The sequence below is a fragment of the Mycolicibacterium sp. SMGY-1XX genome, from assembly GCF_059132455.1.
Map to the genome: position 1 here is coordinate 3,529,256 of NZ_CP101139.1, position 25,952 is coordinate 3,555,207.

The 25,952-nt window shown below is 66.4% G+C and carries 24 protein-coding genes; 14 read left to right on the forward strand and 10 right to left on the reverse strand.

What is annotated here, in order from left to right; genetic code table 11:
- Positions 1–51: 51 nt before the first annotated feature.
- From NL241_RS17160 to NL241_RS17175, 4 genes are read right to left on the reverse strand one after another with little or no spacing between them, the layout of a single operon-like run.
- Positions 52–504 carry a MarR family winged helix-turn-helix transcriptional regulator gene (locus NL241_RS17160; RefSeq protein ID WP_487695836.1) on the reverse strand — a complete coding sequence of 151 codons (453 nt, stop codon included), beginning with the start codon at positions 502–504 and terminating at the stop codon, positions 52–54.
- A gap of 26 nt (positions 505–530) precedes the next feature.
- A complete protein-coding gene (locus tag NL241_RS17165; RefSeq protein ID WP_494398171.1) occupies positions 531–1,796 on the reverse strand; it encodes a metal-dependent hydrolase family protein in 1,266 nt (421 codons plus the stop codon).
- A complete protein-coding gene (locus NL241_RS17170) occupies positions 1,793–2,122 on the reverse strand; it encodes a hypothetical protein (RefSeq protein ID WP_487695832.1) in 330 nt (109 codons plus the stop codon). Before NL241_RS17170 ends, NL241_RS17165 begins: the two co-directional genes overlap by 4 nt.
- Position 2,123: 1 nt before the next feature.
- Complete coding sequence (locus tag NL241_RS17175) at positions 2,124–3,383, reverse strand: aromatic ring-hydroxylating oxygenase subunit alpha (RefSeq protein WP_487695830.1); 1,260 nt, start codon at positions 3,381–3,383, stop codon at positions 2,124–2,126.
- Positions 3,384–3,504: 121 nt separating this feature from the next.
- Between NL241_RS17175 and NL241_RS17180 the strand changes: the two genes are divergently transcribed.
- Entirely contained in the window at positions 3,505–4,959 is a 1,455-nt protein-coding gene (locus tag NL241_RS17180; protein ID WP_494398172.1) for an aldehyde dehydrogenase, read from the forward strand.
- Positions 4,960–4,979: 20 nt separating this feature from the next.
- Positions 4,980–6,122, forward strand: coding sequence for an amidohydrolase family protein (locus NL241_RS17185; RefSeq protein ID WP_494398173.1), 1,143 nt, complete (start codon positions 4,980–4,982; stop codon positions 6,120–6,122).
- A gap of 62 nt (positions 6,123–6,184) precedes the next feature.
- Here NL241_RS17185 and NL241_RS17190 read toward each other — a convergent pair whose 3' ends face one another.
- Positions 6,185–7,102: a LysR family transcriptional regulator gene (locus tag NL241_RS17190; protein ID WP_487695945.1), complete on the reverse strand. Its 918-nt coding sequence runs from the start codon at positions 7,100–7,102 to the stop codon at positions 6,185–6,187.
- Between the two features lie 75 nt (positions 7,103–7,177).
- Between NL241_RS17190 and NL241_RS17195 the strand changes: the two genes are divergently transcribed.
- Positions 7,178–8,056, forward strand: a complete 879-nt coding sequence (locus NL241_RS17195) for an EamA family transporter (protein ID WP_494398174.1) — start codon at positions 7,178–7,180, stop codon at positions 8,054–8,056.
- 30 nt (positions 8,057–8,086) lie between these two features.
- Here NL241_RS17195 and NL241_RS17200 read toward each other — a convergent pair whose 3' ends face one another.
- The 3 genes from NL241_RS17200 to NL241_RS17210 form a co-directional block, all read right to left on the reverse strand.
- Entirely contained in the window at positions 8,087–9,049 is a 963-nt protein-coding gene (locus NL241_RS17200; RefSeq protein ID WP_487695825.1) for a YihY/virulence factor BrkB family protein, read from the reverse strand.
- A 91-nt stretch (positions 9,050–9,140) separates the two neighbouring features.
- Positions 9,141–10,586 (reverse strand): MFS transporter, encoded by a 1,446-nt coding sequence (locus tag NL241_RS17205; protein WP_494398175.1) that lies wholly within the window; start codon positions 10,584–10,586, stop codon positions 9,141–9,143.
- A 91-nt stretch (positions 10,587–10,677) separates the two neighbouring features.
- Positions 10,678–11,031, reverse strand: a complete 354-nt coding sequence (locus NL241_RS17210; RefSeq protein ID WP_494398176.1) for a hypothetical protein — start codon at positions 11,029–11,031, stop codon at positions 10,678–10,680.
- Positions 11,032–11,074: 43 nt separating this feature from the next.
- Here NL241_RS17210 and NL241_RS17215 point away from each other — a divergent pair, with 43 nt between their 5' ends.
- Both NL241_RS17215 and NL241_RS17220 read left to right on the forward strand, forming a co-directional pair.
- On the forward strand, positions 11,075–12,565 hold the full coding sequence (locus NL241_RS17215) for an FGGY-family carbohydrate kinase (RefSeq protein ID WP_494398177.1): 1,491 nt from the start codon (positions 11,075–11,077) through the stop codon (positions 12,563–12,565).
- Positions 12,566–12,951: 386 nt separating this feature from the next.
- Positions 12,952–14,295, forward strand: a complete 1,344-nt coding sequence (locus tag NL241_RS17220; protein WP_494398178.1) for an HNH endonuclease signature motif containing protein — start codon at positions 12,952–12,954, stop codon at positions 14,293–14,295.
- Between the two features lie 59 nt (positions 14,296–14,354).
- On the opposite strand, the gene NL241_RS17225 is transcribed toward NL241_RS17220, so the two are convergent.
- Positions 14,355–15,395 carry a sugar-binding transcriptional regulator gene (locus NL241_RS17225; protein WP_487695816.1) on the reverse strand — a complete coding sequence of 347 codons (1,041 nt, stop codon included), beginning with the start codon at positions 15,393–15,395 and terminating at the stop codon, positions 14,355–14,357.
- A 173-nt stretch (positions 15,396–15,568) separates the two neighbouring features.
- On the opposite strand from NL241_RS17225, the gene eltD reads away from it, so the two are divergent.
- The 8 genes from eltD (at position 15,569) to NL241_RS17265 (ending at position 24,415) form a co-directional block, all read left to right on the forward strand.
- Positions 15,569–16,657, forward strand: a complete 1,089-nt coding sequence (gene eltD, locus NL241_RS17230; RefSeq protein WP_487695814.1) for an erythritol/L-threitol dehyrogenase — start codon at positions 15,569–15,571, stop codon at positions 16,655–16,657.
- A gap of 71 nt (positions 16,658–16,728) precedes the next feature.
- Positions 16,729–18,108, forward strand: a complete 1,380-nt coding sequence (locus NL241_RS17235) for an extracellular solute-binding protein (RefSeq protein ID WP_494398327.1) — start codon at positions 16,729–16,731, stop codon at positions 18,106–18,108.
- A 14-nt stretch (positions 18,109–18,122) separates the two neighbouring features.
- Positions 18,123–19,079: a carbohydrate ABC transporter permease gene (locus tag NL241_RS17240; RefSeq protein WP_487695812.1), complete on the forward strand. Its 957-nt coding sequence runs from the start codon at positions 18,123–18,125 to the stop codon at positions 19,077–19,079.
- A gap of 3 nt (positions 19,080–19,082) precedes the next feature.
- Positions 19,083–19,958 (forward strand): carbohydrate ABC transporter permease, encoded by an 876-nt coding sequence (locus NL241_RS17245; RefSeq protein ID WP_487695810.1) that lies wholly within the window; start codon positions 19,083–19,085, stop codon positions 19,956–19,958.
- Complete coding sequence (locus NL241_RS17250; RefSeq protein WP_487695809.1) at positions 19,958–21,079, forward strand: ABC transporter ATP-binding protein; 1,122 nt, start codon at positions 19,958–19,960, stop codon at positions 21,077–21,079. The genes NL241_RS17245 and NL241_RS17250 overlap by 1 nt, the downstream gene beginning before the upstream one ends.
- Positions 21,076–22,206 (forward strand): ABC transporter ATP-binding protein, encoded by a 1,131-nt coding sequence (locus NL241_RS17255; protein ID WP_487695807.1) that lies wholly within the window; start codon positions 21,076–21,078, stop codon positions 22,204–22,206. The genes NL241_RS17250 and NL241_RS17255 overlap by 4 nt, the downstream gene beginning before the upstream one ends.
- On the forward strand, positions 22,203–23,936 hold the full coding sequence (gene derK, locus NL241_RS17260) for a D-erythrulose 4-kinase (protein ID WP_494398179.1): 1,734 nt from the start codon (positions 22,203–22,205) through the stop codon (positions 23,934–23,936). Before NL241_RS17255 ends, derK begins: the two co-directional genes overlap by 4 nt.
- Positions 23,936–24,415, forward strand: coding sequence for a ribose-5-phosphate isomerase (locus NL241_RS17265; protein ID WP_487695805.1), 480 nt, complete (start codon positions 23,936–23,938; stop codon positions 24,413–24,415). Before derK ends, NL241_RS17265 begins: the two co-directional genes overlap by 1 nt.
- An 86-nt stretch (positions 24,416–24,501) precedes the next feature.
- Here the strand turns inward: NL241_RS17265 and speB are convergent, their stop codons facing one another.
- On the reverse strand, positions 24,502–25,542 hold the full coding sequence (gene speB / locus NL241_RS17270) for an agmatinase (RefSeq protein ID WP_487697443.1): 1,041 nt from the start codon (positions 25,540–25,542) through the stop codon (positions 24,502–24,504).
- 91 nt (positions 25,543–25,633) lie between these two features.
- Between speB and NL241_RS17275 the strand changes: the two genes are divergently transcribed.
- Complete coding sequence (locus tag NL241_RS17275; protein WP_494398180.1) at positions 25,634–25,918, forward strand: hypothetical protein; 285 nt, start codon at positions 25,634–25,636, stop codon at positions 25,916–25,918.
- Positions 25,919–25,952 lie beyond the last annotated feature (34 nt).

Below are 25,952 nucleotides of genomic sequence, written 5' to 3' on the forward strand. Positions count from 1 at the left end.
CGAGAGTATCAACTACTTGTCATTGGTATCAAGTACTAGAGATACATCGCCTCAGGTTTCGATGTGGTCGTCGAAAAGCTCGTGTCCGGTTCCCTTTTCGACCACGCGGCCCAGCAGATCGCGCAGTGTCTGCTGCTCCTCGGCGGTCAGCACGCCGAACACCTGCTCGTGCGCGGCGATCGCATCGTTGACCACCGCGGCGGCCAGGTCGCGGCCGTCGTCGGTCAGGAAGGCCTGCAGGATGCGTGCGTGCTGCGGATCCTGTTTACGCTCGATCAGTCCACGTCGCTCCAGCGCAGTGAGGGCGGTCTGGACGCCCTGGGGGCTGACCAGCAACCGCCGGGCGAGTTCGGCGCCGGACAGACCCGGTTCATTGGCCAGCTGACGCAGCACCCCGATCTGGGCGGTGCTCACGCCGTACTCGGCGACCGCTTCGTTCACCGTGGTCAGTGAGAAGTAGAACGCCTGCTTGAGCAGCCACAGGATGTTGTCGGTCAGTTCCATGCCCGCCTCCGTCGTCGGGCTCGACGTTAGCGCATGTCAGCGCCGACCTGAGCGCTCTGCCTGACCACCTCGCCGTCCTTCATCACGAACCGGACGTCGGAGGTGACGGTGATGTCGTGCGACGGGTCTCCGAGTACAGCGATGAGGTCGGCCAGATAGCCCGGGGCGATCCTGCCCAGCTCGTCGTCGGCGTCGATCAGCTCGGCGGCCACCACGGTGGCCGCGCGCAGGGCCTGCATGGGCGTCATACCGCGATCGACCAGCGCGGCGAGTTCTTTGGCGTTCTGGCCGTGCGGTATCGCGGGCGCGTCGGTTCCGCAGGCGATCCGGACCCCGGCGGCGATGGCCTTGGGCAGCATCGCCCTGGCGCGGGGAAACACCTCCTCGGCTTTGCGGCGCAGTTCGGGAGCGATCCGGTCCACGGCCATCGCGTCCGTGAGGTAGGTGGTCGACACCAGGAAGGTGCCGTGGTCGACCATCATCTGCAGGGTGTCGTCACTGGCCAGAAAGCCGTGCTCGATGCAGTCGATGCCGGCGCGGATACAGGCCTGGATGGCGGTGTCACCCACGGCGTGGGCGGCCACCCGCACCCCGGCCCGGTGTGCCTCGTCGGCGATGGCGGCGAACTCGGCGTCGGAATACTGTTGCGCACCAGGTGAAGTGCTGTGAGACATCACGCCCCCGGACGCCGACACCTTGATCAGCTTGGCCCCGTGCCTGATCTGATAACGCACGCAGGCGATCACGTCGGGAACACCGTTGGCGATCCCTTCGGCCACCGACAGGGGCATCACCCCGGGCGCCAGCCGCTGGAACACCGTCGGATCGAGGTGGCCGCCGTAGGGGGTGACGGCGTGGCCCGCCGGGTAGATGCGCGGACCGGTATGCCAGCCCTGGTCGATGGCACGCTGCAGGGCGACATCGAGCAGATAGCCACCCGTCTTCACCATCAGGCCCAGGTTGCGGACCGTCGTGAAGCCCGCCTCCAGCGTGGTGCGCGCATTGACCGCACCGCGCAGGGTGCGATAGGCGGGGTCATCCTGGACGCCGTGCAGGGGAGTGGGCAGGCCTTCCGGTCCGCCGGGCCCACCGATGAGCAGGTTGAGCTCCATGTCCATCAGCCCGGGCAGCAGCGTGACGTCGCCCAGGTCGAGTATCTCTGCCGAGTCGGGTTGCGGCTCAGTGGGATTGACCGCAGCGATGCGCCGGCCGTCGATCACCACCACCGCGGGTGTGTGCACGGCGCCGGTCACCACGTCGGCCCAGCGCGCGGCCCGCAGGACCAGCGTCACGGGCCCGGCTCGGACACACAGTCCAGACTGGTCGCACCGGAATCCGGGACGCGGGGCTGCTTCCAGCACTCGACCGGGAACGACACGGTGATCATCGAGTACAGCAGGTGCATGAGATTGACCGCATCGTCGGGCATGTCGTCGAGGGGGAACTTGTCGCAGTAGGCGATCGCATCCTCGGCGCGGGCGGTGATCGCATCGTAGAAGGCCTGCATATCGGTCATGGAACTGCGCAGGCGGCGCTCGTAGCGCAGTGCCTCACTGGCCAGGCACCAGTCGGCCCACGGTTCCAGATCGGCGAAGGCGGCCGGCAGCACGGCGGTCATCTCAGACTCCTTGCCGCTGGTAGTCCGCGATCCACGAGGCGGTTTCCCTGTGCAGGTGCCGCAGCAGGATCTCCTGGTCGTTGAGCACGAAGTCCTCCACCACGCGGGTGCCGATCATGGTCTGGGTGGCCTCGAGTGTGTTGGCGTCCTGCAGGCCGTACTCCTTGAACGACGCCGCGGCCAGTTCCTGCGCCACGCGTTCGCGTGCGGTGCGGGCCTTCGGGAAGTACAGGCTGCCCTCGAAGGTGTGTGTGGTGGGTGAGGTGGGCCAGTAGTGGTACGTCAGATACCAGCCCTGACCCCAGAACAGGATGACGAAGTTGGGGAACAGCTGGAACGAATCCAGGCCCCAGGGGTTGCATTTGGCGGGGTTCAGGCCCACCGGCATCGGTCCCAGGTCGGGGCTGTCCCAGGGGCCGAACAACCCGCTCTGGCAGATGTCCTCGATGGGTTTGCGCATCTCCTCGGCCATCTCCCAGGCGCGCACGCCGGAGGTGCTGACCAACCGGTGTGGGCCGTCCAACTGGTAGTGCGGTGCCTCGAACCCGGCCTCTGCGGCGGCCTTCGAGTAGGCGGTCGGCGATTGGTTCGCGTGCAGTACCGGGGCGTGGTAGAACTCCTGGAACGCGTCCATGTAGAGCTTCCAGTTGGCGTTCACCTCGGAGCGGTAGTGCCAGCGAGAGGTCAAGGTGGCGAACGGATAACCCTCCAGTGCCAACACCATCGGGCCGAGGAACTCGCGCAGTGTCTGCTCTGGCTGTGGGGCGAAGTTGACGAAGATGAATCCTTCCCATGTCTCGCAGTGCACCTGCACCAGCCCGTAGCGGCTCTTGTCCAGGTCGAAGAACTCCTCCTCCTGCTGCACGAAGGTCAGATTGCCGTCCAGGTCGTAGCGCCAGGCGTGGTACTTACAGGTGAATTGCCGGCACACGCCTTTGGTTTCTTCGTGCGGCATGTCGTTCCACACCAGTTTGTTGCCCCGGTGCCGGCAGATGTTGTGGTAGGCCTTGATCTCGCCGGCGGTGGTGCGGGTGACGATGATCGACGTGTTGGCGGCTTTCAGTTCCTTGGTGAAGTAGCTGCCTTTGCGCGGGAGTTGTTCTGCGCGGCCGACATTGAGCCAGGCCCGCTTGAAGATCGCGGCGCGCTCCAGCTCGTAGATCTCCGGGCTCACCGAATCCTCGTAGGACACCGGGCCGGTGCCGAGTTCGGGGTAGTGCTGTGTCCAGCTGCCTTCCGGCGGCTTGGGGAAGCGGGGCATCGGAACTCCTATCGCGGTGCGCCGACGGCACCGAGGGGGCTGATGAGCCGACCGTAACCGTTGCTCGACCTAATGACAAGTAGTTGATACTGTGGGGGCGGCCTAGGCGGAAGGATCCGCAGTGGATCAACATCTCGGTGTGCGTATCGGTCTCGGTGAGCAGTGGTCGCCCGACGGTGACGGCAGCGTAGAGATGGTGTCGCCGCACAGCGGCCGGGTCATCGGTCGCCTCACGGTGGCGCGGCCCGCCGACGTGGACACAGCTGTCAGAGCCGCACGGCTGCAGTTCGATTCGGGTCCCTGGCCGCGGATGACACCCGCCGAACGGATCACGGTGATCCGCCGGCTGGCGGAGATCTACCGCGAGCGCCAGGATGCGATGGCCGAGTTGATCTGCGCGCAGATCGGTGCGCCCATCACCTTCGCCCGCCGGGCCCAGGTGGGGCTGCCCACCCTGATGATGCCGGCATTCTGTGACATCGCCGAGTCCTTCCCCTGGCAGGAGACCCGCCGCGGTTTCTTCGGCGCCGAGCTGACGGTCCGGCTCGAACCGGTGGGTGTCGTCGCCGCGATCGTGCCGTGGAACATGCCGCAGTTCCTCATCGTCACCAAACTGGTCCCGGCCCTGCTGGCCGGTTGCACGGTGGTGCTCAAACCCGCCCCGGAGACCCCGCTGGATGCGCTGCTGCTCGCCGAGTTGCTCGGCGAGGCGGGCCTGCCGCCCGGAGTGCTCACCGTGGTGCCCGGTGACGCCGCCTGCGGCGCCGCCCTGGTGGGCCATCCTGGGATCGACAAGGTGTCTTTCACCGGCTCCACCGCAGCCGGGCGGGCCGTGGCCACGGCCTGTGCGACACGCCTGACCAGGGCCAGCCTGGAACTCGGCGGCAAGTCGGCGGCCGTCGTGCTCGACGACGCCGACCCTGCGGTGGTCGCGGCGGCGGTCCGCTCCGCCAGCCTGTCCAACAGCGGCCAGATCTGTAACGCGTTGACGCGCATCGTGGTACCGGCGCGTCGCGAAGCGGCCTTCGTCGACGCGCTGGCCGGTGAGATGTCCGCCATCGTCATCGGCGACCCCGAGGACCCGGCCACGCAGATGGGGCCGCTGGTGTCCGAACGCCAGCAGCAACGGGTGCGCGGCTACATCGAGCAGGGTCGGCAGGAGGGCGCCCGGCTGGTGGTGGGCGGCACCGGCCTGCCAGACGGTATCGACGCCGGCTTCTACGTGCAGCCCACGCTGTTCGCGGGCGCCGACAACTCAATGCGCATCGCGAGGGAGGAGATCTTCGGCCCGGTACTGACGGTCATCCCGTACCGCGACGAGGATGAGGCGGTCCGCATCGCCGACGACTCCGACTACGGGCTCGCGGGCTCGGTGTTCACCGCGGACGTCGAGCGCGGGCTGTCCGTCGCGGCCCGGGTACGCACCGGAACCTTCGGGGTGAACCAGGGGTACACCATGGATCCCTTCGCGCCGTTCGGCGGATTCAAACACAGCGGCTACGGCCGGGAACTGGGCCGAGAGGGCCTGCAAGGTTACCTCGAACCGAAATCCGTCGCCGTGAAGTCCCACAACTGATCTCGACGAAAGGAATGACGATGACAGCCACCATCGGTAACCGAACTCCTGCGCAGGAGCGTATCGCGGTCAGGTGTGTCGACTCCGACGTGCACCCCGTGCCCCGGCGCGGGGAGCTGGGGCAGTACATCCCGGAACCGTGGCGCAGCAGATACTTCGGCACTCACGACATCGGCGACCAGATCTATTACGATGCACCGGATTACGCGCATGCCTACGCCATGCGCACGGACACCTTCCCCGCCGACGGCGAATTCCCGGGCAGCGACCCCGATCTGGCCTTTCGGCAACTGATCATGGAGGCCGGTGCCGACCTCGCCATCCTGGAACCGGCGGCCTACCCGGCGCGGATGCCGGAACCCAACCACGCCATGAACTGCGCGCTCAACGACTGGCAGGCCAATCACTGGCTCGACTCCCACAACAACTGGCACCAGCGTTGGCGGGGCTCGATCTGTGTCGCCATCGAGGCCCCCGAGGCCGCCGCCGGCGAGATCGAGCGCTGGGCCGGTCACCCGTACATGGCGCAGATCCTGATCAAGGCCGAACCCCGCCCGTCCTGGGGTGACCCGAAATACGATCCGGTGTGGGCCGCGGCCACCAAACACGACATCACCGTCAGCTGCCATCTGTCGCGCAGCCATCACGACGAGCTCCCGATGCCGCCGGTGGGAATGCCCAGCTACAACCACGATTTCATGGTCACGTACTCGCTGCTGGCCGCGAATCAGGTGATGAGCCTGGTCTTCGACGGCGTGTTCGACAGGTTCCCCACGCTGCGAATCGTGTTCGTGGAGCACGCTTTCACCTGGATCCTGCCGTTGATGTGGCGCATGGACGCCATCTACGAGAAGCGCAGGTCCCGGCTGGACATCAAACGCAAGCCCAGCGAGTACGTCAAAGACCACATCAAGTTCACCACGCAGCCGCTGGACTATCCGGAGGACAAGACCGAGCTCAGCCGGGCACTGCAGTGGATGGAGTGCGACAAGATCCTGATGTTCTCCTCCGATTACCCGCACTGGACGTTCGACGACCCGCGGTGGCTGGTCAAGCACCTGCCGGAACACGCCCGGGAGAACGTGATGTTCCGCAACGCGCTGGCCACCTACAAGCTGCCCGACACCGTGCCGGTGCTGGAGGGACAGGTGCGCGTCTTTTAACTCGGGTTGCGGCGGCCACGGTGGGCGGGGATGAACGGGAACGCCATGCCACGGTGTCCTCATCACGGCAGTGAGGTTGAGCGGGGCCATCTGGCCAGCGCCGGGGTCGTGGAAGAGGGCTCGAGCCGATTCAGGATCAGCTTCAACGGCGGCCAGACCGCGCGCCCACGCCGGGTCACCGCGTACGCGGTCATGATCAGCGCGGGCTCGGGCAGCGGCAGTACCTGGATGCCGTGGCGGGCGGGTCGATCCACTGGCAACAGTGCGATCCCGTAACCGGCGGCGATCAGGTCCTCCACAAGATCCAGGGTGTCGATCTGGTGGGCGATCCGCGGGGTGAACCCGGCCAGTGCGGCCAGGGTTCGGACGGCGATCTCGTCAGCTGTGTTGCGGGAGTTGACGATCCACGGCCGGTCCGCATAGGCGTTGAGGTCGGCGGACGGATTCGGCTCGCCGGCGGGCAGGGCCAGACCCCATGGCGCCGACCAGAGCGGCATCGACTCGAGGATCGCGTTCGGTGTCGCGGGTGCCAGGTTGTAGTCGTAGGTGACGGCCAGGTCCAGTTCGTCGTCCATCAGCAGCCGGAAGGCCTCCAGAGGCTCGTACTCGTTGATCACCACCTCGACGTCGGGGTGGGTTGCGCTCAGGGCGCTGAGGACGGGCATCAGCGAAACGCGAATTCCGGTGGCGAAGCCGCCGACGCGCACGGTCCCCGCGGGTTCGGCGTCGGGATCGAGGTCCAGGCGCGCTGATTCGACGGCGGCCAGAATGGTGACGGCGTGCTCGGCCAGCCGCCGCCCGGCCGGGGTGAGCCGGACCCGGCGGCCGTCGGGTTCGGTGAGTTCGGTTCCGACCTCTTTGGCCAGTGCTGAGAGTTGTTGTGAGACCGACGAGGTGGTCAGGTTGTGGCTGTCGGCAACGGCCCGCATGGAGCCCTGCTGCGCCAATGCCAACAGGAGCGCGAGTCGCCGTGGGTCCATTCCGAGATTGTTCACGATCATTGAACGGTATGTCCACAAATATCACGTGGACGTGAACGGTTCGGTTGTTCTTGAATGGGCGGCGTGAACCACGGGCAGGCACGCGACGGCACCCTCATGGCGCTGGCCGCGATGCTTTTTGTGCAACTCGGCCTCGCGGTGTCGGTCATGTTGATCGACCGGGTGGGCACAGAAGGCGCGGCGTGGCTGCGCCTGGCCTGGGCGGGTGTCCTGATGGTGCTGATCGTGCGCCCACGCCGCAGCGCATTCACCCGCCGCTCGTTTTTCTACTGCGTGGTGCTCGGCATCGTGACGGCCCTGATGACGCTGCTGTTCATGGCCGCCATCTCGCGTATCCCGCTGGGGACCGCCAGCGCGCTGGAATTCCTCGGCCCGCTCGGGGTGGCGGTGGCCACCGCCGGCGGCGGCCGCCGGATGCTGTGGCCCGCCCTGGCGACGGTGGGGGTCCTCCTGCTGACGCAGCCGTGGTCAGGCAGTGTCGATCTTCTCGGTGTCGTGTTCGCGCTCAGTGCCGCCCTGTGCTGGGCGAGCTACATCCTGCTGACGCAGCGCGTCGGCGATGACGTCGCCGGCGCCAACGGGCTGGCGGTCTCCATGCCCACCGCGGGTCTGGTCGCGTCGCTGATCGCGGGACCGGTGGCCTTCGACCGAATCACCCCCGATCTGGTGCTCATCGGGCTCGGATTGGCGGTGCTGCTGCCCGTCATCCCGTTCACGCTCGAGTTCCTCGCGCTTCGCCGCCTCACCACATCGGCCTTCGGAACGCTGATGAGTCTGGAACCGGCGTTCGCGCTCGTCATCGGCTTCGTCATCCTGCACCAGGTGCCGGGACCGGCGGCGGTCATCGGAATCGCTTTTGTGGTCACCGCGGGAATCGGCGCCGCACGCGCGGGCGCGCGGCCCGCCGACGTCGCTGTCGATGTGACACGCTGACCGCCAGCACCGGCCGCCTGATATCCGCTGTCATTGCTCGCGCATCGGCTCCCGCTCGTCGAAGCTCACTTCGACGCGTTGGAATCCCTTGGCCTGCTGCGCCTTCGCCTGCCCCTCGTACATCTTGCGGTCGGCTTCGGTGAGGTCGACGTCATCGGTGAACGGGGTGAGCAGAGCGCGCGGATGCAGCTTGTCCACCCGCACCACATTGACCTCGGCGCAGACCAGCAGCACGGTCGAAACCAGGTAGAGAAACGCGATGAGCCCGAGCACCACGGCGAACACGCTGTTGGTGACGCTGGCCGAGGCCACGACGTGCTGTACGTAGGTCGCACCGAACCACTGCAACAGCTGCCAGATCACCGCGGCGCTGAGCGCGCCCGGTAGCACTTCCTTCACGGTCAGCGGCCGCGTCGTCGTGACCCGGAACGCCACCACACACACGGTGGTGTTCACCGCCAGACCCGCGACCACCACACCCGCTGCGCCCAGCGCGCCCAGGAACTGGCCCAGCGCCACCAGGCCGGTGGTGGCCACCAGCGCACTGCCGAGGACCAGGAGTAACAGCAGGCTGCGCAGCCGCGACCGCAGCGGGTCGGGGCGCAGGTTCTTCGGCACGGCCCAGATGGTCTCCATCGCGTTCTGCAGGGCCTGCCCCACGTTCAGGCCGCCGTACAGGGCCACGACGATGCCGATCACCACACCCGCGGTCCCGCCACTGAGCCGGCTCGGTTCAGTGAGCTGATCACCGATCAACGGAAACTGGGCCAACGCCGAGTCGTAGATGTCCTCGCGCCACTCCGGGCGGCCGGCCAGCACCACACCGAGGACCGTGGTCAGCAGCAACAGCAGCGGGAACAGTGAGATGAATGCGTAGTAGGTCAGCAGGGCGGCCAGATATCCGGCCTGGTCGTCGACGTACTTGTACACCACAGCGATCACGAAACCGGCAGCTGGGCTGCGTTGTTGCAGCCTGTCCAGCCAACCCAGCATGACGACCTCCGTGGTGCGCGCCCACCCTGGGCGCAGTGTGCTGCTGCATACCCGCTGCCTATGGGCCCGAACCGCCGCTGTGAGTGAGAGGTCAGCCCCACTCGTGGTTCATCGCGCGCGACTCGACGGTGCCGTACTCGGGGCGCTCGGCCGGGCGGCGGCTTCGCGACAGCGCGATCAACACGGTGGCCAGCGCCGCGGTCACCGCGCCCGCGACGAAGATCGTGATGTAGGCGCTCTCAGGTGGCTGGCCGGTGCTCGTCACGGTATGGCCGAGCAGAACCGCGACGATGGCGGCGGCCACCGAACTGCCGACGGTGCGGGCAATGGCGTTGAGCCCGGTCGCGATGCCGGTCTCGGCGGGGTCGGCTTCACTGACCACCAAGGCGGGCAGCGCCCCGTAGGCCAGGCTGATGTAGGCGTTGGTGAAGATGCCTGCCACGATCACCTGCCACGGCTGATCATGTGCGACCGCCAGGGCGGTGAACCCGACGATGCCCGTGGCGGCGCCGCAGACCAGAACCGGCCGGGCACCGAATCGGTCGATGAACCGTCCGCTGATCATCGCCGTCACCAGACCCGCGAACGCACCGGGCAGCAGGTAGACGATGCTGGAGTACAGCACGCTGGCGGAAAACCCGTAGCCGGCGGCCTCGCGGGGTGCCTGCACGAACGCGGTCAGCCCGAGGAAGCCGAAGTACAAGCCCATGCCCACGAACACGGTGGCGAGGTTGGTCAGCAGCATCGCCCGCCGCGTCAGCAGCGGTATCGACACCAGCGGGTAGGCGCGGCCACGCTCCCACCACCACCACAAGACCAGCACCACGACACCGCCGGCCGAGGTCGCGATCGTCGCCGGTGAGGCCCAGCCCCAGCTGTTGCCCTGGGTGATGGCCAGCAGCACCGCGCTCAGCCCGAGCGCCAGGCCGAGGGCGCCCAGCCAGTCGATCGAACCCTGCCCGTGTCGCCGGCGCGACGGGACCACCAACACCACGACGAGCATCACCAGCAGTGAGAACCCGGTGGTCAGCCAGAACACCCGGTGGTAGTTCGCGTCGCCGGCCACCAGTAGTCCGGTGGCCACCAGACCCATACCGCCGCCGAAGCCCAGGATGGCCGACAGCACGGCCAGCGCCCGGACCACCTGCTCCTCCACCAGTTCCTCACGCAGCACCGCCACGCAGATGGGATAGAGCGAGTAGGACACCCCTTGCAGCGCCCGGGCGGCGATCAGCACCGCTAGTGAGCTGGTGGTCGCGGCCAGCACCGATCCCGACAGCACCACCGCCAGCACGCACAGCAGTACGTATTTCTTGTTGTACAGATCGGCCAGCCGGCTCAGCAGCGGGGTGGCCGCGGCGGCGGCCAGCAGGTTGGCCGTGACCGTCCAGCTGACGGCCACAGTCGAGGCTTGCAGTTGATCGGCGATCAGCCCGAGCACCGGAACCACCGCGGTCTGCAGAACCGCGACGGTCAGAGCCACAATGCTCAAGGAGGCGATCAGGAGCCGGGGGGAGGGTCCGGCCTTGAGCAACATGTCTCCTCTGAGGTTTCGTTGGTCTGGACAATTCGACCTGAAAAATATATCGACTAACGAATCATCTCGGCTCGGTGGGCGAGCCGGCCTGTCACTGGCCGTAGGTGTACCTGAGGTTGGCGTTGATCAGCTCGCCCAGACGGTGCCGCATGTGGTCCGCGAACTCGACGTCAGGCTCCGGCTCCTCGACGAGGAGAATCCAACGCAGGTCGGTTCCGCCATCGGCTGCGGTGAGCTCGAAACGCACGGACGCATCGGGGCGCCGGCTCCACAGCGTCGACCAGACCACGTAGTCCGGTCGTCGTGCGTCCAGGACGGTCGGTTCGATCTCATCGTCGCGAAGCAGCAGCCACGGACGCGCAGGCTGGCGGTGAGGGTCACAGAGATCGTCGAAAACCGCCCACGGTGGTGCGGGTTGGTTGCGTCGACGGGACCTGAGTTCCACTTGTCATGCCTACCGCAGTCTTGCCAGCCCGTAGGGTATGCCCGTGGACTTGCTGCTCGGTATCGACATGGGCACCGGAAGCTCCAAGGGTGTTCTCGTCGACGCGGCCGGTACGGTGCTCGCATCCGAGACCATTGCGCATGCGATGGAGTTGCCGCGGCCCGGGTGGGCCGAAGTGGACGCCGAGGCGATGTGGTGGGGCGAGGTCTGCACCATCAGCCAGGCGCTGCTGGCCCGGGTGCCTGCGGGTGCGCATGTCGCGGCGATGTGCGTCAGCGGGGTGGGGCCGTGCCTGGTGCTGTGCGACGCCGAGCTACGGCCGTTGCGGCGTGCCATCCTCTATGGTGTCGACTCGCGGGCCGAGGCCGAAATCGATTTACTCACAGACGAATTCGGCGCCGACGCGATTCTGGAGCGCGCCGGGACACTGTTGTCGAGCCAGGCGGTGGGGCCCAAGATCGAGTGGGTCCGGCGGAACGAGCCGGAGGTGTTCGAGAAGGCCACCGGGTGGTACGGCTCCAACTCCTACATCGCGGCGAAACTCACCGGCGAATACGTGATGGACCATCACACCGCTAGTCAGTGTGATCCGTTGTATTCGACGCGGACGTTCGAGTGGAATGCCGAATGGGCACAACGCATCTGCGGGCGACTTCCGTTACCGCGGCTGGTGTGGCCCAGCGAGGTGGTCGGCACGGTGCACGCGCACGCGGCTGCAGCCACCGGGGTGCCGGTCGGGACGCCGGTGGTGGCCGGCACCGTGGACGCCTTCGCCGAGGCTTTTTCCGTCGGGGTGCGCAACCCGGGCGATCAGATGCTGATGTACGGCTCGACGATGTTCCTGGTCCAGATCATCGACGACTATCACGCCGATCCGGCGCTGTGGACGACTGCGGGCATCGAACCCGGTACCCACGCCCTGGCGGCCGGCACCGCGACCGCGGGCAGTCTGGTGAACTGGTTGCAGACCACCACCGGCGGGGCGCCGTTCGACACGCTGATGGCCGAGGCGCAGGCTGTGCCGCCCGGCAGCGAAGGGCTGCTGGTGTTGCCGTATTTGGCAGGGGAGCGGACACCCGTTTTCGACGCCCGCGCCCGCGGGGTATTCGCCGGTCTGACGCTGCGGCACGGACGCGGGCACCTGTTCCGTGCTGCCTATGAAGGCATATCGTTCGGGATCAGGCAGATCCTGGAGAAGTTCGACGACGCGCACACCGCCACCCGCGTCGTCGCTGTCGGCGGGGGACTGCGCAGTCCGATCTGGGCGCAGACGCTCACCGACGTCACCGGACGCGCGCAGCTGATACCCGAACAGGCCATCGGTGCCAGTTACGGCGACGCACTGCTTGCGGCCATCGGCGCGGGAGTGGTTGCGCCGGATACCGATTGGGCGCGTATCGCGCACGAGATCACGCCGGACCCGGGCAATGTCGCACTCTATGACGACCTCTACGAAACCTGGCGTGAGTTGTACCCCGCGACCAAGAAGCAGGTGCACCGGTTGGCTGCCAACGGCCAGCCCTCGAGAGTCTGACACCCAGCCTCTCTCTCGCGCCCAAACGTCGGTTTGGGCCCGGAAGTGCGAGAGAGATCCGGCATTTCGTCGGTCTCGGCGGCGGTGGGGCCCTCGGCACCGTGATCATCGACGCCGGTTGAGTCACTTTGGGCGGTCGAAAAGGGTTGCTTTCAGCCCCAGTCCACAACTCTGGTTGCAATCTCGGCGGCCACGCGGTTGAGGCAGAAACCAGTCAACGATCCTGGCGAAATCCGTTGTCTGGATCCCGCCCCAACTCGCAGTCCGGTATTGTGAAATCCCCTGCGCCACTTGAGTATCAGGTGTCACAAAACGCGGATTCTTGTCGGACCCTGGCTCTAGCTTCAATGGTATGGGTATTTCAGCGATCGCCCGACAAGGAGGCGATGCTGGCTGCCCAAGCCCAGATCGAAGAACTGACCGCGCAGATGAACGGCTTGTCGATAGATGCGTTCACGCCAATGGAGTTGTTGGAGCTGCAGCAGCGCCGCGAAACCGTCGCCTGGATGCAGCCAGTGCTCGATCACACGGTGTATCAGCGCCTGACCTCGGAGTGCACGCCGAAGCAGTTGGGCTCCACCAGCTTCAAGAAGGCCCTCGCGGCGCGGTTGCGGATCAGTGAAGCCGACGCCGCCCGCCGCCTCAACAACGCTCAATTGCTCGGTCCGCGGACCGCACTGACTGGGGAACCGTTGGAGCCAGCGCTGCCGAACATCGCGGCCGCCCAAGTCAAAGGAACCATCGGGCCCGAGCATGTGGCCGCGGTGAAGAAGTTCTTCAAGAAACTGCCCGCGTGTGTGGACTTCTCCGGCCGCGAAGCCGCCGAAGCCGACCTGGCCCGCCACGCCTCGAACCTGAACGTCGACGGGTTCAATCAGGTCGCCGACCGGTTGAGGTACCTGCTCAGCCAGGACGGCGAGTACACCGACGTCGACCGTCAAGCCAGCCGATACTTCACCATCGGCAAGCAAGACGTCGACGGCAACGTCCCGGTACGCGGCGGGCTCACCCCGGAATGCGCCGCCACCCTGGAAGCGGTACAGGCCAAACTGGCTGCACCGGGCATGTGCAACCCCGCCGACGACACACCCCAGGTCGACGGCGAACCCGATGCCGACAAAGCCCGCACCGACACTCGCACTCAGGGTCAACGCAATCACGATGCCCTGGTGGCGATCGGCCGCGCCATCCTGGCCTCCGGGGAACTCGGCCAGCACAACGGCTTGCCCGTCACCGTCATCGTCAAAGCCAACCTCACCGATATCGAAAAGGGTGTTGGGCACGGCCTGACCGCCGGCGGCACCTTGATCCCAATGCCCGATGTCATCCGGATGGCCTCCCACGCCTTCCACTACCTGGCCCTGTTCGACGGCAATGGCATTCCCCTGCACCTTGGCCGCGCGCGGCGCACCGCCTCACGGGGGCAGCGGATCATGCTGCTCGCGCAACACGGGGGTTGCACCATGCCCGGCTGCACCGCGAGCGGCTACCGCTGCCAAGCCCATCACGCCAACCAGGACTGGAAAGACGGCGGCGACACGAACATCGAAGACCTCACCCTGGCGTGCGGGCAGGATAACCGGATGGTCGAAACCACCGGGTGGACCACCAGGAATCGCCCCGAAGATGGGGTTACGGAGTGGATTCCGCCTCCGGAGCTGGACTGCGGGCAATCCCGCGTGAATGTGTATCACCACCCGGACCGGATCCTCGCCCCCGACGATCCGTAACCCGAGGGTGACGCTAAAGCCGGCCGCAGTAACCACGAGCGGCCGGCTCTAAGCCGTCCTCAGGCCTCGTCGTGGCCGACGCGCTCCAGCACAGCTTCGGCGGTGGCCGGATCGGTGACCAGTTGATTGAAATACCCGCCGCGGGCGCCGGCGATGATCGATTCGACCTTGTCCGCGCCCACGGCCACACCGATGGTCACCGGGATGTGGCGTAAGGCTTCGAGTTCGACGGCGATCAGTCGGTCCCCGCCTTCGAACGGCACTTCCCGGCCTTCGCGGTCGTAGAACCGGGAGCACACGTCACCGACGGCGTCGCGCAGCGAGTTCGACCGGGTGGGAACGAATTGCGGGATGTCCGAGCGCAGCAGCGGCGGCGCGCCGATTCCCATCAGCGCGCAGCGGGCATGGGGCCACAGGTGCAGTACCCGCTGAATACTCGGGTCCTTCAGCAGCGACGGGTAGAGATCCGGGCCGGGCAGCGCCGGCGCGAAGAGGTAGTTGGCGCGTCCGCCGACACGGTTGGCCACCAGCCGGGTGATCTCGTTGGTCTGGTACCACTCGTCGGGCTGGTCGTTGCCGCCGACGGTGGGTGCCACCAGCACACCGGGTAGCGGCACGAGGTCGAACTGCGCCACCTCGTACACGGTCCGCCCCGAGGAGACCAACAGGATGTCGCCGGGCAACAGGCCCGCGGCGGTGAGCGCACGACCGACCGCCGGGGCGAGCACGCTGCCCATCACATCCAGAACGGTTCGCCCTGGCCCAGGGTTGGGCACGGGCAGGCTGAGGAACACCGTCGTCAGCGCGAGCGCCCTGGATAGCCGGTCGGCGAGGTCGCCCGAGGAGATCTCGGCGGGCGGCACCACCTCGATGCGCACGATCCCGCGCCGTTTGGCCTCGGCCAGAAGGCGACTCACCGTGGCGCGGCTACAGCCGAGCTGCGCGGCCACGTCGGCTTGGGTGGCGTCCTCGGTGTAGTAGAGCTTCGCTGCCGAGTAGAGCAACGCCGCCGGGAAGTGGCCGGATTCGCCGTCAGACACCGAGAGGTCGGCGTTTGGCGCGATACCGGCTGGGTTGGATGAGTGTGCAGGTCGGGGCACCAGAAGAGTATGACATTGAACACCTGTTCGCGATCTGCGTTCGGTGAACATCCGTTCTGGACAAATATGCAGCGGGTCGCATACTGTGACTCCACCCACACCGCACGAGGCGGTGTGAGCAGACAAGAACACCTCTCGCAGGCCGATACCTCGATGCGCTCAGGAGCTAGCTGATGACCGATCGAATCCCCGAAAAGATGCAGGCAGTCGTCTGTCACGGGCCCAACGACTATCGCCTCGAGGAGGTCGCGGTACCCCAGCGTCGACCGGGTGAGGCGCTGATCCGCGTCGAAGCCGTCGGCATCTGTGCCAGCGACCTGAAGTGCTACCACGGCGCCGCCAAGTTCTGGGGCGACGAGAACCGCCCCGCCTGGGCCGAGACCATGGTCATTCCGGGACACGAATTCGTCGGGCGCGTCGTCGAACTCGACGACGAAGCCGCCAAGCGCTGGAACATCGCCGTGGGCGACCGGGTGACGTCCGAGCAGATCGTGCCGTGCTGGGAGTGCCGGTTCTGCAAGCGCGGTCAGTACCACATGTGCCAACCGCACGATCTCTACGGTTTCAAGCGCCGCACGCCCGGGGCGATGGCCAGCTACATGACCTATCCCGTAGAAGCCCTGGTACACAAGATCTCCGGTGAGATTCCGCCCGCCCATGCGGCATTCGTCGAGCCGCTGTCGTGTGCGCTGCACGCGGTCGAGCGGGCCCAACTGACCTTCGAAGACACCGTCGTGGTGGCCGGCTGTGGGCCCATCGGACTCGGCATGATCGCCGGCGCGAAGGCCAAGAACGTGGCGCGGGTGATCGCCCTCGACATGGCGCCCGAGAAGTTGAAGCTGGCCAAGAAATGCGGCGCCGATCTGGCCATCAACATCGCCGAAGAGGACGCCGAGAAGATCGTCAAAGACCTCACCGAGGGTTACGGCGCCGACGTGTACCTCGAGGGCACCGGCCATCCCGCTGCGGTGGCACAAGGACTCAACCTGCTGCGTAAGTGCGGCCGCTACGTCGAATACAGCGTGTTCGGCAGTGACGTCACCGTCGACTGGAGCATCATCAGCGACGACAAGGAACTCGACGTGTTGGGCGCCCACCTCGGTGCGTACTGCTGGCCGGCCGCCATCAAGATGCTCGAGTCCGGCGTACTGCCGATGGACGAGATCTGCACGCATCAGCTGCCGTTGAGCGAATTCCAAAAGGGCCTCGATCTGGTGGGCAGCGGCAAGGAATCCGTCAAAGTCTCCCTGATCCCGGCCTGAGCGAAGGGCAATCGAGCATGCGTAAACAGTCCCGACCGGGCTTTCAGGGCCCGCAGATGTCGCGGCGAAACATGTTGGCGGCCATGGGCCTTGCCGGCGCCGCCGCAGCCAGCGTGCCGCTGCTGTCGGCGTGCGGTGTCGGCGGCAACCCGCCCGCACCCAACGGCGCCGCCGATGTCACTGGCGGCTTCGACTGGAAGAAGGCGTCGGGGCAGACCATCAACATCCTGCAGACCCCGCACCCGTACCAGCTGTCGTATCAGCCGCTGCTGGCCGAGTTCACCGAGCTCACCGGCATCAATGTCAACGTCGACCTGGTACCCGAGGCCGACTACTTCACCAAACTGAACACCGAGTTGGCCGGTGGCTCCGGTAAACACGACGCGTTCATGCTCGGCGCGTACTTCATCTGGCAGTACGGCCCGCCCGGGTGGGTCGAAGACCTCAAGCCGTGGCTGGAGAACTCGTCGGCCACCAGCGCCGAGTACGACTTCGAGGACATCTTCGAAGGTCTGCGCACCTCGACCCGCTGGGACTTCACCCTGGGTAACCCGCTGGGCACCGGCGGCCAGTGGGCGATCCCGTGGGGCTTCGAGAACAACGTCGTCGCCTACAACAAGCGCATCTTCGACGAGAAGGGCATCACCAAGCTGCCCGACAACTTGGATGACTTCATCCAGCTCGCCGTGGACCTGACCGACCGGTCGGCCAACCAGTACGGGTTGTCGACCCGAGGGTCGAAGTCCTGGGCCACCATTCACCCCGGTTTCATGACGCAGTACGTGCGCCAGGGTGCCGTGGACTACACCTGGAACGGCCGGGAACTGGTGGCCGAGATGGGCAGCGACGCGGCGGTCGAGTTCACCGAGAAGTGGATCGACCTGCAGCACCGGGCCGGGCCGACATCGTGGACCACCTACGACTATCCCAATGCCACCGGCGATCTCGGTGACGGCAAGGCCATGATGGTCTTCGACGCCGACAGCGCCACCTATCCGAAGAACAAACCGGGCGCCAGCAAGGAAGCCGGCAACATCGCCTGGTACGCCGGACCGGCCGGGCCCGACGGCAACTACAAGACCAACCTGTGGACCTGGAGTTGGGCCATGAGCGCCAACTCCCGCAACAAGCTGCCCGCCTGGCTGTTCATCCAGTGGGCCACCGGTAAGGACGCGATGAACAAGGCCGTCGAGGGCGGCACCTACGCCGACCCGGTGCGCCAGTCGGTGTTCGACACCACCTTCAAGCGCGTCGCGGCCGACCAGTACGGCTACCTCGAAGCATTCGAGACCGTCATCGGGGAATCCAAGATCCAGTTCACGCCGCAGAAGAAGTTCTTCGACACCACCCAGAACTGGGCGGTAGCACTGCAGGACATCTACGGCGGCGATGACGCCAGGTCCCGCCTGGCCAGCCTGGCCAAGACCAACACCTCCAAGGTCAACCTCTAGGAGCCGTGGCATCCATGACAACTCAGACTCCCAAGGCACCGGCCAGTTCGCCGGAGCAGTCTGCCGCCGCCCGCGGTCACAAACTGCCCGAGGTACCGACCTGGCGGCGCAAGCTGCGGCCGTATCTGCTCTCGGTGCCGGCCGTACTCATCGTGATCGGCATTCTGTATCCGTTCGTGGTCGGCGCCTACTACGCCTTCCTCAATTACGCCGCGGTCAACCCTGATCCGCACTTCATCTGGTTCGACAACTTCGCCTCCGTGCTGGGCGATCAGGTGTTCTGGAAGAGCGTCCAGGTCACCGCCACGTTCGCGGTGCTCGCCACCTTCATCGAGACGGTGCTGGGCGTAGGCCTGGCGCTGCTGCTCAACCGCTCGTCGATCATCGGCAAGATCTTCGAGAAGGTGTTGATCCTGCCGCTCATGATCGCCCCGGTGATCGCGGGTGTCATCTGGAAGCTGATGTTCAACCCTCAGTTCGGCATCCTCAATCACGTTCTGGCACTGGGCAACACCTTCGACTGGCTATCGGCCGGCAACGCGCTGTTCTCGGTGATCCTGGTCGACATCTGGATCTTCACCCCGTTCGTGGCGATCCTGGTCCTGGCCGGTATCCGCTCGCTGCCTCGGGAGCCGTTCGAGGCCTCCGAGGTCGACGGTGCCAACTGGTTCTACATGTTCCGCAAGCTGATGCTGCCGATGCTGTGGCCCTACATCCTGGTGGCCGTCATCTTCCGGTTCATGGACAACCTGAAGGTTTTCGACCACATCTACGTGCTGACGGCGGGCGGTCCGGGTGTGGCCACCCGCACGCTGCAGATCGGTGCCTTCGAGGACTCGATCATCAACCTCGATTACTCCCGGGGCAGCACCTACATGCTGCTGCTGTGGATCATCGTGTTCATCACGGCGCGCTACCTGGTGAGCGTGCTCGGCAAGGCGCAGCGTCGTGCTGCCGGAGCGGAGTCGTAAGTCATGGCACTGTCGAGAAGCGAGTTGCTGCCCGGGCAGAAGCGCTGGTCCATCGGGGCGGTGGCCGCAGACGTCGGGCTGGTGTTCTGGTTCATCTTCTCGCTGTTCCCGATCTTCTGGATGCTGATGCTGGCCCTGAAGAACGCCGAACAGCAGACCACCACCTATTTCTCCTTCAGCCCCACGTGGTCGAACTTCGCCACCGTCCTGTCTGACCGGGGCACCGAGATGACCAGCGTGGACTTCAAAGCCGCGCTGCTGACCAGCCTGCTGAACTGCGGTGGCGCAGTGATCGTCTCGCTCGTCATCGGCATTCCGGCCGCCTACGCCGCCGGCCGCTGGCAGTACAAGGGATCCAACGACCTGATGTTCCAGATGCTGTCGTTCCGGTTCGCCCCGGAACTGATGGTCATCGTGCCGTTGTTCGTCATCTACAACCAGATCGGGCTGTTCGACACCAAGGTCGGCATGATCTGGGTGCTGCAGCTGGTCACCATGCCGCTGGTGGTGTGGATCCTGCGGTCGTACTTCCAGGACCTGCCCGAAGACCTCGAGCAGGCGGCGCTCCTGGACGGCTACACGCGCACAAGGGCTTTCATCATGGTGGCGCTGCCGATCGTGCGACCGGGCATCGCTGCCGCGGCGTTGCTGGCGTTCATCTTCGCGTGGAACAACTACGTGTTCCCCCTGATTCTGGCCGACAGCAACGCCGGCACGGTCACCGTCGCCATCACCAAGTTCCTCGGCGGCGGCGGACAGGCGTACTACAACCTCACGGCCGCGGCAGCGCTCATCGCCGCATTGCCACCACTCATCCTCGCCCTGACCATCCAGCGATACCTGGTGCGGGGCCTGTCGTTCGGGGCGGTGAAAGCCTGATGGCAACCATATCTGTCAAGGACCTGCACAAGTCATACGGGAAAACCCGAGCTGTCGACGGGATCAGCGTCGACATCGCCGACGGCGAGTTCTTCGTCATCCTCGGGCCCAGCGGCGCCGGTAAGACCACCACGCTGAAGTCCATTGCCGGGCTGGTGGACGTCGACTCGGGGTCGGTGTCCATCGCCGGAGTGGACGTGACCATGGTGGAGCCGTACCACCGCAATGTGGCCATGGCGTTCGAGAGTTACGCCCTCTACCCGCAGAAGACGGTCAGCCAGAACCTGGCGTCGCCGCTGAAATCGGGCCGGACCGGAAAGTACACCGACGCACAGCAGACCGAGCGTATCGATCAGGTGACCAAGACCCTGGGCATCAACCATCTGCTGAAGCGCTTCCCGAGGGAGCTGTCCAACGGGCAACGGCAGCGGGTGGCATTGGGCCGGGTGCTGGTGCGCCCCGCTGATGTGTACCTGCTCGACGAACCGTTGAGCCACCTGGACGCCAAACTGCGCGCCCAGATGCGTGCTGAACTCAAACAGCTTGGTGCCATGAGTAATACGACGACGATCTACGTCACCCACGACTACCAGGAAGCGCTCGCGCTGGGCGACCGGATCGGGGTCATGCGTGCGGGGCAACTGGTCCAGATCGGCACGCCCGACGAGATCTGGCGCAGCCCGGCAGACACGTTCGTCGCCAAGGCCCTGGGCCAGCCGGAGATCAACATCCTCGACGGGGTGGTCGACGACGGCCGGATAAGGCTGGGAACCGGCTCGGGTAAGGATCTAGCTGTCGCCATCCCGGCCGATGCCGACGTCAATCGCGGAGACCGGGTGCGAGTCGGGTTGCGGCCCTCCGATATTCACGTCACCAGTGGTGAAGGCTCATTGCACGGCCGGGTGATCCTGGCCGAGCGGCTGGGCCGCAACATCGAGCTCACCGTCGACGTCGACGGCGCGCAGCTGATCGTGCTCACCTCGGGACGCCACGGCGTCGGGGAGGGCGACAACGTGACGATGAAGATCGCCGACAGCGACGTGCACGTCTTCGGTACCGGCGACGGTGACACCGCCCGGTTGACCCACACCCACCGATCGAGCCTGGAGGCCGCACAGTGACCGCCACCGCGGAGAGAACCAGCACGGCGCAGAGCCTCACCCTCAGTGACCTCGTGAAGACCTACGCCACCCGGGGCCGCGACAAGGTGACCGCGGTCAAGGGCATCAACCTCGACATCGAGCCGGGTGAACTCGTCGCCCTGTTGGGCCCGTCGGGCTGCGGCAAGACCACCACGCTGCGGATGATCGCGGGTCTTGAGACGGTGACCAGCGGCTCGATCAAGATCGGCGACCGCGAGATCTCACAACTGCCGGCCGCCAAACGCGGGATCGGTGTGGGGTTCGAGAGTTATGCGCTCTACCCGCCGATGTCCATCCGCGACAATCTGCTCTACGGCCTCAAAGCCCGCAAGGTCAAAGGCGCCGACCAGATGGTGGCCTCGATCTGCGACCGGCTGGAGATGAACGAGCTTCTCGAACTCCGTCCCGCGGGGCTCTCGAGTGGACAGAAGCAGCGCGTCGCCCTGGCGCGGGCACTGGTGCGCAACCCACCGGTGCTGCTGTTGGATGAGCCACTCAGTCACTTGGATGCCTCTGCGCGGCAACGGGTTCGCCGCGAACTCAAGGTGCTGCAACGCGAATTCGGTTACACCACCATCGTCGTGACCCACGATCAGGTGGAGGCGTTGTCGCTGGCCGACCGCCTCGCGGTGATGGACGCCGGCATCGTCCAGCAGTTCGGAACCCCCGATGAGGTGTTCGACGACCCGGCCAACCTGTTCGTCGCCACGTTCGTCGGCGAGCCCCAGATCAACGTGCTGCGGGGCACCGCGCACGTCGACGGCGGGCGGGTGCGGGTGCGCATCGGTGAGGCCGGGGGATACCTGGACACCGGCGTGAAGAATGTCGCCGACGGCACCCGCGTGACGGTGGGCATCCGGCCACAGGATTGTGCGCTGAACACCGCCGAGGAGCCCGGTGGGGCCGGCATCACAGCCACGGTGGCGTACTTCGAGCACCTTCTCGAGTTCGGACTGGCGACCAGTACGGTTGCGGGTATGGAAGAGGGAATCGTCGTTCAGACTCCCGCGCAGGAAAGCTATGAGCCTGAACAGCGCGTGAGCGTCACTGCACCGGCCGAGCGGGTGTACCTGTTCGACGCAGACAGTGGAGACCGGCTGCGATGACCAAACTCTTCAACGATCCCGCCCGGTTCACCGAGGACATGCTCGTCGGCTTCCTCGACGCCAACTCTCGATACGTCGCCGGGGTGCCCGGCGGTGTGGTGCGCGCCAACAAGACTGCGCCCGGCAAGGTCGCGGTGGTCATCGGCGGCGGCTCCGGGCACTACCCGGCATTCTGCGGCACCGTGGGACCCGGTTTCGCCGACGGCGCCGTGGTGGGCAACATCTTCACCTCACCGTCGGCCGAGGAGGCCGCCTCGGTGGCCCGCGCCGCGCACAGCGATGCCGGTGTGCTGTTGACCACCGGCAACTACGCCGGCGACGTGATGAACTTCGGGCTGGCCGTCACGCAGCTGCGCAATGAGGGCATCGAGGCCGAATACTTCGCCGTCACCGACGACGTGGCCAGCGCACCCAAGGGCGAGGAAGCCAAAAGACGCGGTATCGCAGGCGATTTCACCGTGTTCAAGTGTGCCAGCGCCGCCGCCGAGGACGGTCTGGACCTGGCCGGTGTGGTGCGGGTCGCCAAGGCCGCCAACGACGCCACCCGCACCCTCGGCGTCGCGTTCGACGGCTGCACCATGCCCGGCGCCGATCACCCGCTGTTCACCGTGCCCGAAGGGCACATGGGCCTGGGTCTGGGCATCCACGGTGAGCCCGGCGTGGCCGACGAGCCCATGCCCACCGCGGCAGAGCTGGCCAAGACGCTGGTGGACGGCGTCATCGGCGACTACCCGGAGAACTCGTCCAAGCGCATCGCGGTGATCCTCAACGGCCTGGGCCGTACCAAGTACGAAGAGCTGTTCGTCGTGTGGGGTACCGCCTCACAACTGTTGCGCGACAAGGGTTTCGAGATCGTCGAGCCCGAAGTCGGCGAGCTCGTCACCAGCCTGGACATGGCCGGATGCTCGCTGACGGTGATGTGGCTCGACGACGAACTCGAGAAGTACTGGACCGCGCCCGCCGACAGCCCGGCCTACCGCAAAGGTGCCGCGACGGCGCAGGTGGGGGAGCGGCGCACCGATGCCGCCGCCGACGCCGCCGCCGAGGCGCCGGTGCTCTCCGAGCTCTCCGACGAGGACGGCCGTCGCGGAGGTCAGCTCGTCGCCCGCGCCATCAACGACATCGCCGATATGCTCGCCGCCGCCGAGGACGAGCTGGGCCGTATCGACGCGGTGGCCGGCGACGGCGATCACGGCCGCGGCATGGTCAAGGGTTCGTCGGCGGCCCGCACCGCGGCGCAGCGCGCGGCGGCCGACGGCGGCGGCACCGGCTCGGTGCTGGCCGCCGCGGGCAAGGAGTGGGCCGCCAAGGCCGGTGGCACCTCGGGTGTGCTGTGGGGCGCCATGCTCTCGGCGCTCGGGGCCCGGCTGGGCGATACCGGTCGACCCGAATCGGCAACGGTGGCAGCCGGAATGCGCGACGGCTACGACGCGTTGATCAAACTCGGTGGTGCACAGCCGGGCGACAAGACGATGCTCGATGCACTGCTTCCGTTCGTAGAGGAACTGGAGCGACGAGTCGGTGCTGGCGAACAGTGGCAGGACGCGTGGCGCGCCGCCGCGCAGGTGGCCACCGATGCCGCCAAAGCCACCGCCGACCTGCGGCCCAAGGTCGGGCGCGCCCGCCCCCTGGCCGAACGCAGTATCGGCACCCCCGACGCTGGCGCCACCTCACTGGCGATGTGCGCAAACACCGTCGCCGACACCCTGAAAGCAAGAGGAGACAAGTGATGCCGTCCAATCTGCGGATCGTCGTCGGATCCGACGACGCCGGTTACGAGTACAAGGAAGCTTTCAAGGGTGACCTTCGTAGCGACGAGCGGGTGGCCGAGGTGACGGACGTCGGTGTCGGCACCGATGAGGACACCGCCTACCCGCACATCGCGGTCGCGGCGGCCCGCCTGGTCGCCGAGGGCAAGGCTGATCGTGCACTTCTGGTGTGCGGCACCGGTCTTGGGGTGGCGATCAGCGCCAACAAGGTGCCCGGAATCCGCGCCGTGACCGCCCACGACAGCTTCTCGGTGGAGCGCTCGGTGCTGTCGAACAACGCGCAGGTGCTCTGCGTGGGCCAGCGCGTGATCGGCCTGGAGCTGGGCCGCCGGCTGGTCCGCGAGTGGCTCGACTACGAGTTCGACCCGAACAGCAAGTCCGCCGATAAGGTCGACGCGATCTGCGGCTACGAATCCGACACCGCTACCGCCACAAAGTAATAGCGCGACCGAGCGTGTTTGTACGCGACACGCGCAGCGTGGGCGTGCAAACACGCTCGCTCGGGCTGGACGGTCAAGCGGTCAGTTCATCGCGCCAGCGGTGACGGGTGCCCGGGTTTACCGCCCGCGGCGTCGCGGCGTCGTGCCGCCATTCCGGCCAGGGCCTCGAACACCACTCGGTGCGCGGCGTTGACGGTCAGTTCGGCGTGGTCGTAGGCGGGTGCCACCTCCACCACATCGACACCGGCGACGTCGTGCTCGTAGCACAGTTGACGCACCATCCGCAGCAGGTCCGCGCTGGTGATGCCGCCGGGTTCCGGTGTGCCCGTCCCCGGTGCGTGCGCCGGATCCAGGACGTCGATATCGACTGACAGATAGAGCTTTTCGGCTTTCGCCAGGGCTTCGCTGACCGCGGTCTTCATGACCTCCTTGAAACCGCGTTCCCAGATCTCCTGCATGGTGTGCCAGGTCATGCCCTGCTCGAGCATCCACTCGAACGTGTCCTGCGGCGGCCAGTAGCCCCGCAGTCCCACCTGCACGAAGTGGGTGCCGGGAACGGCGCCGGACTCGATGAGCCGCCGCATCGGGGTGCCGTGACTGGCCAGATTGCCCTCGATGATGTCGGCGGTGTCGGCGTGCGCATCAAAATGCACGATGCCCACGTTGCCGTAGCCGTGCACATCGGCGACCGCGGTGGCCGAGGGCCAGGTGATGGAATGGTCGCCGCCGAGCACCACCGGCACGATGCCCCGCGACGCCACCGCGTGTACCCGCTCACGGATGTTGGCATGCGACACCTCGGTCTGGCCGTGCGGACAGTAGGCGTCACCGAAGTCGACGACCTCGAGCCAGTCGAAGATCTCCAGCCCCAGATCCATGTGATACGTACCAGGCTCGTAGGCGGTGGCCCGGATGGCCCGTGGGCCGAACCGGGCACCGGGCCGGTTGGTGGTGGCGACGTCGAACGGTGCACCCACGATCGCGACATCGGGCTGCCAGGACTCGAGCTGGTCGGTTTCCGTCAGAAACGGCCGGTGCCCGAACGAGGCCAGACCCGCATAGGGCAGATCCAGTTGTTCGGCCATACCGGGAGGCAGATCCCGTCGGGGTCCGTGGTCGTGACTCATGGTCACGACCCTACTGCGCAATCGTGCTGCTCATCCGGTACTACGTGAGAGGTAATTGCCCGGCTGCGCCCGCAGCGGCATCGTCAAAACCATGAACACCGAGCAGTCCCCGCTCCCGCGCTGGCTCCGGTTCGTCCTGAAATCCGATCGCGCGGGTTCGTCGTGGTACATCGGCACCGGCTTCCTGTTCGCCCCGGTGCTGGCGTTGGTGAGCCCGTGGCCGGAGGTCCGGACGGTGCTGTGGGTGCTCATCGCCGTGGCCGGACTCTGGCTCGGACTGCTGGGCATCGCGATGGCGTCCGGCCTGGCGATGATGATGCGGGCCGGGCGGGAGATCCCCGAAGACGACTGGCGGTCCTTGCTCGACTACCGATGACTTCTGCGGCGCCGCCGGGTCGGTATGGGCAGAC

What these genes read in the sequence shown, in the direction of transcription:
- NL241_RS17160 (WP_487695836.1), bottom strand. Translation starts at nt 504, where the DNA reads ATGGAACTGACCGACAACATCCTGTGGCTGCTCAAGCAGGCGTTCTAC.
- NL241_RS17170 (WP_487695832.1), bottom strand. Translation starts at nt 2,122, where the DNA reads ATGACCGCCGTGCTGCCGGCCGCCTTCGCCGATCTGGAACCGTGGGCC.
- NL241_RS17175 (WP_487695830.1), bottom strand. Translation starts at nt 3,383, where the DNA reads ATGCCCCGCTTCCCCAAGCCGCCGGAAGGCAGCTGGACACAGCACTAC.
- NL241_RS17185 (WP_494398173.1), top strand. Translation starts at nt 4,980, where the DNA reads ATGACAGCCACCATCGGTAACCGAACTCCTGCGCAGGAGCGTATCGCG.
- NL241_RS17190 (WP_487695945.1), bottom strand. Translation starts at nt 7,102, where the DNA reads ATGGACCCACGGCGACTCGCGCTCCTGTTGGCATTGGCGCAGCAGGGC.
- NL241_RS17195 (WP_494398174.1), top strand. Translation starts at nt 7,178, where the DNA reads ATGGGCGGCGTGAACCACGGGCAGGCACGCGACGGCACCCTCATGGCG.
- NL241_RS17200 (WP_487695825.1), bottom strand. Translation starts at nt 9,049, where the DNA reads ATGCTGGGTTGGCTGGACAGGCTGCAACAACGCAGCCCAGCTGCCGGT.
- NL241_RS17205 (WP_494398175.1), bottom strand. Translation starts at nt 10,586, where the DNA reads ATGTTGCTCAAGGCCGGACCCTCCCCCCGGCTCCTGATCGCCTCCTTG.
- NL241_RS17220 (WP_494398178.1), top strand. Translation starts at nt 12,952, where the DNA reads ATGCTGGCTGCCCAAGCCCAGATCGAAGAACTGACCGCGCAGATGAAC.
- eltD (WP_487695814.1), top strand. Translation starts at nt 15,569, where the DNA reads ATGACCGATCGAATCCCCGAAAAGATGCAGGCAGTCGTCTGTCACGGG.
- NL241_RS17235 (WP_494398327.1), top strand. Translation starts at nt 16,729, where the DNA reads ATGTTGGCGGCCATGGGCCTTGCCGGCGCCGCCGCAGCCAGCGTGCCG.
- NL241_RS17240 (WP_487695812.1), top strand. Translation starts at nt 18,123, where the DNA reads ATGACAACTCAGACTCCCAAGGCACCGGCCAGTTCGCCGGAGCAGTCT.
- NL241_RS17245 (WP_487695810.1), top strand. Translation starts at nt 19,083, where the DNA reads ATGGCACTGTCGAGAAGCGAGTTGCTGCCCGGGCAGAAGCGCTGGTCC.
- NL241_RS17250 (WP_487695809.1), top strand. Translation starts at nt 19,958, where the DNA reads ATGGCAACCATATCTGTCAAGGACCTGCACAAGTCATACGGGAAAACC.
- derK (WP_494398179.1), top strand. Translation starts at nt 22,203, where the DNA reads ATGACCAAACTCTTCAACGATCCCGCCCGGTTCACCGAGGACATGCTC.
- NL241_RS17265 (WP_487695805.1), top strand. Translation starts at nt 23,936, where the DNA reads ATGCCGTCCAATCTGCGGATCGTCGTCGGATCCGACGACGCCGGTTAC.
- speB (WP_487697443.1), bottom strand. Translation starts at nt 25,542, where the DNA reads ATGAGTCACGACCACGGACCCCGACGGGATCTGCCTCCCGGTATGGCC.
- NL241_RS17275 (WP_494398180.1), top strand. Translation starts at nt 25,634, where the DNA reads ATGAACACCGAGCAGTCCCCGCTCCCGCGCTGGCTCCGGTTCGTCCTG.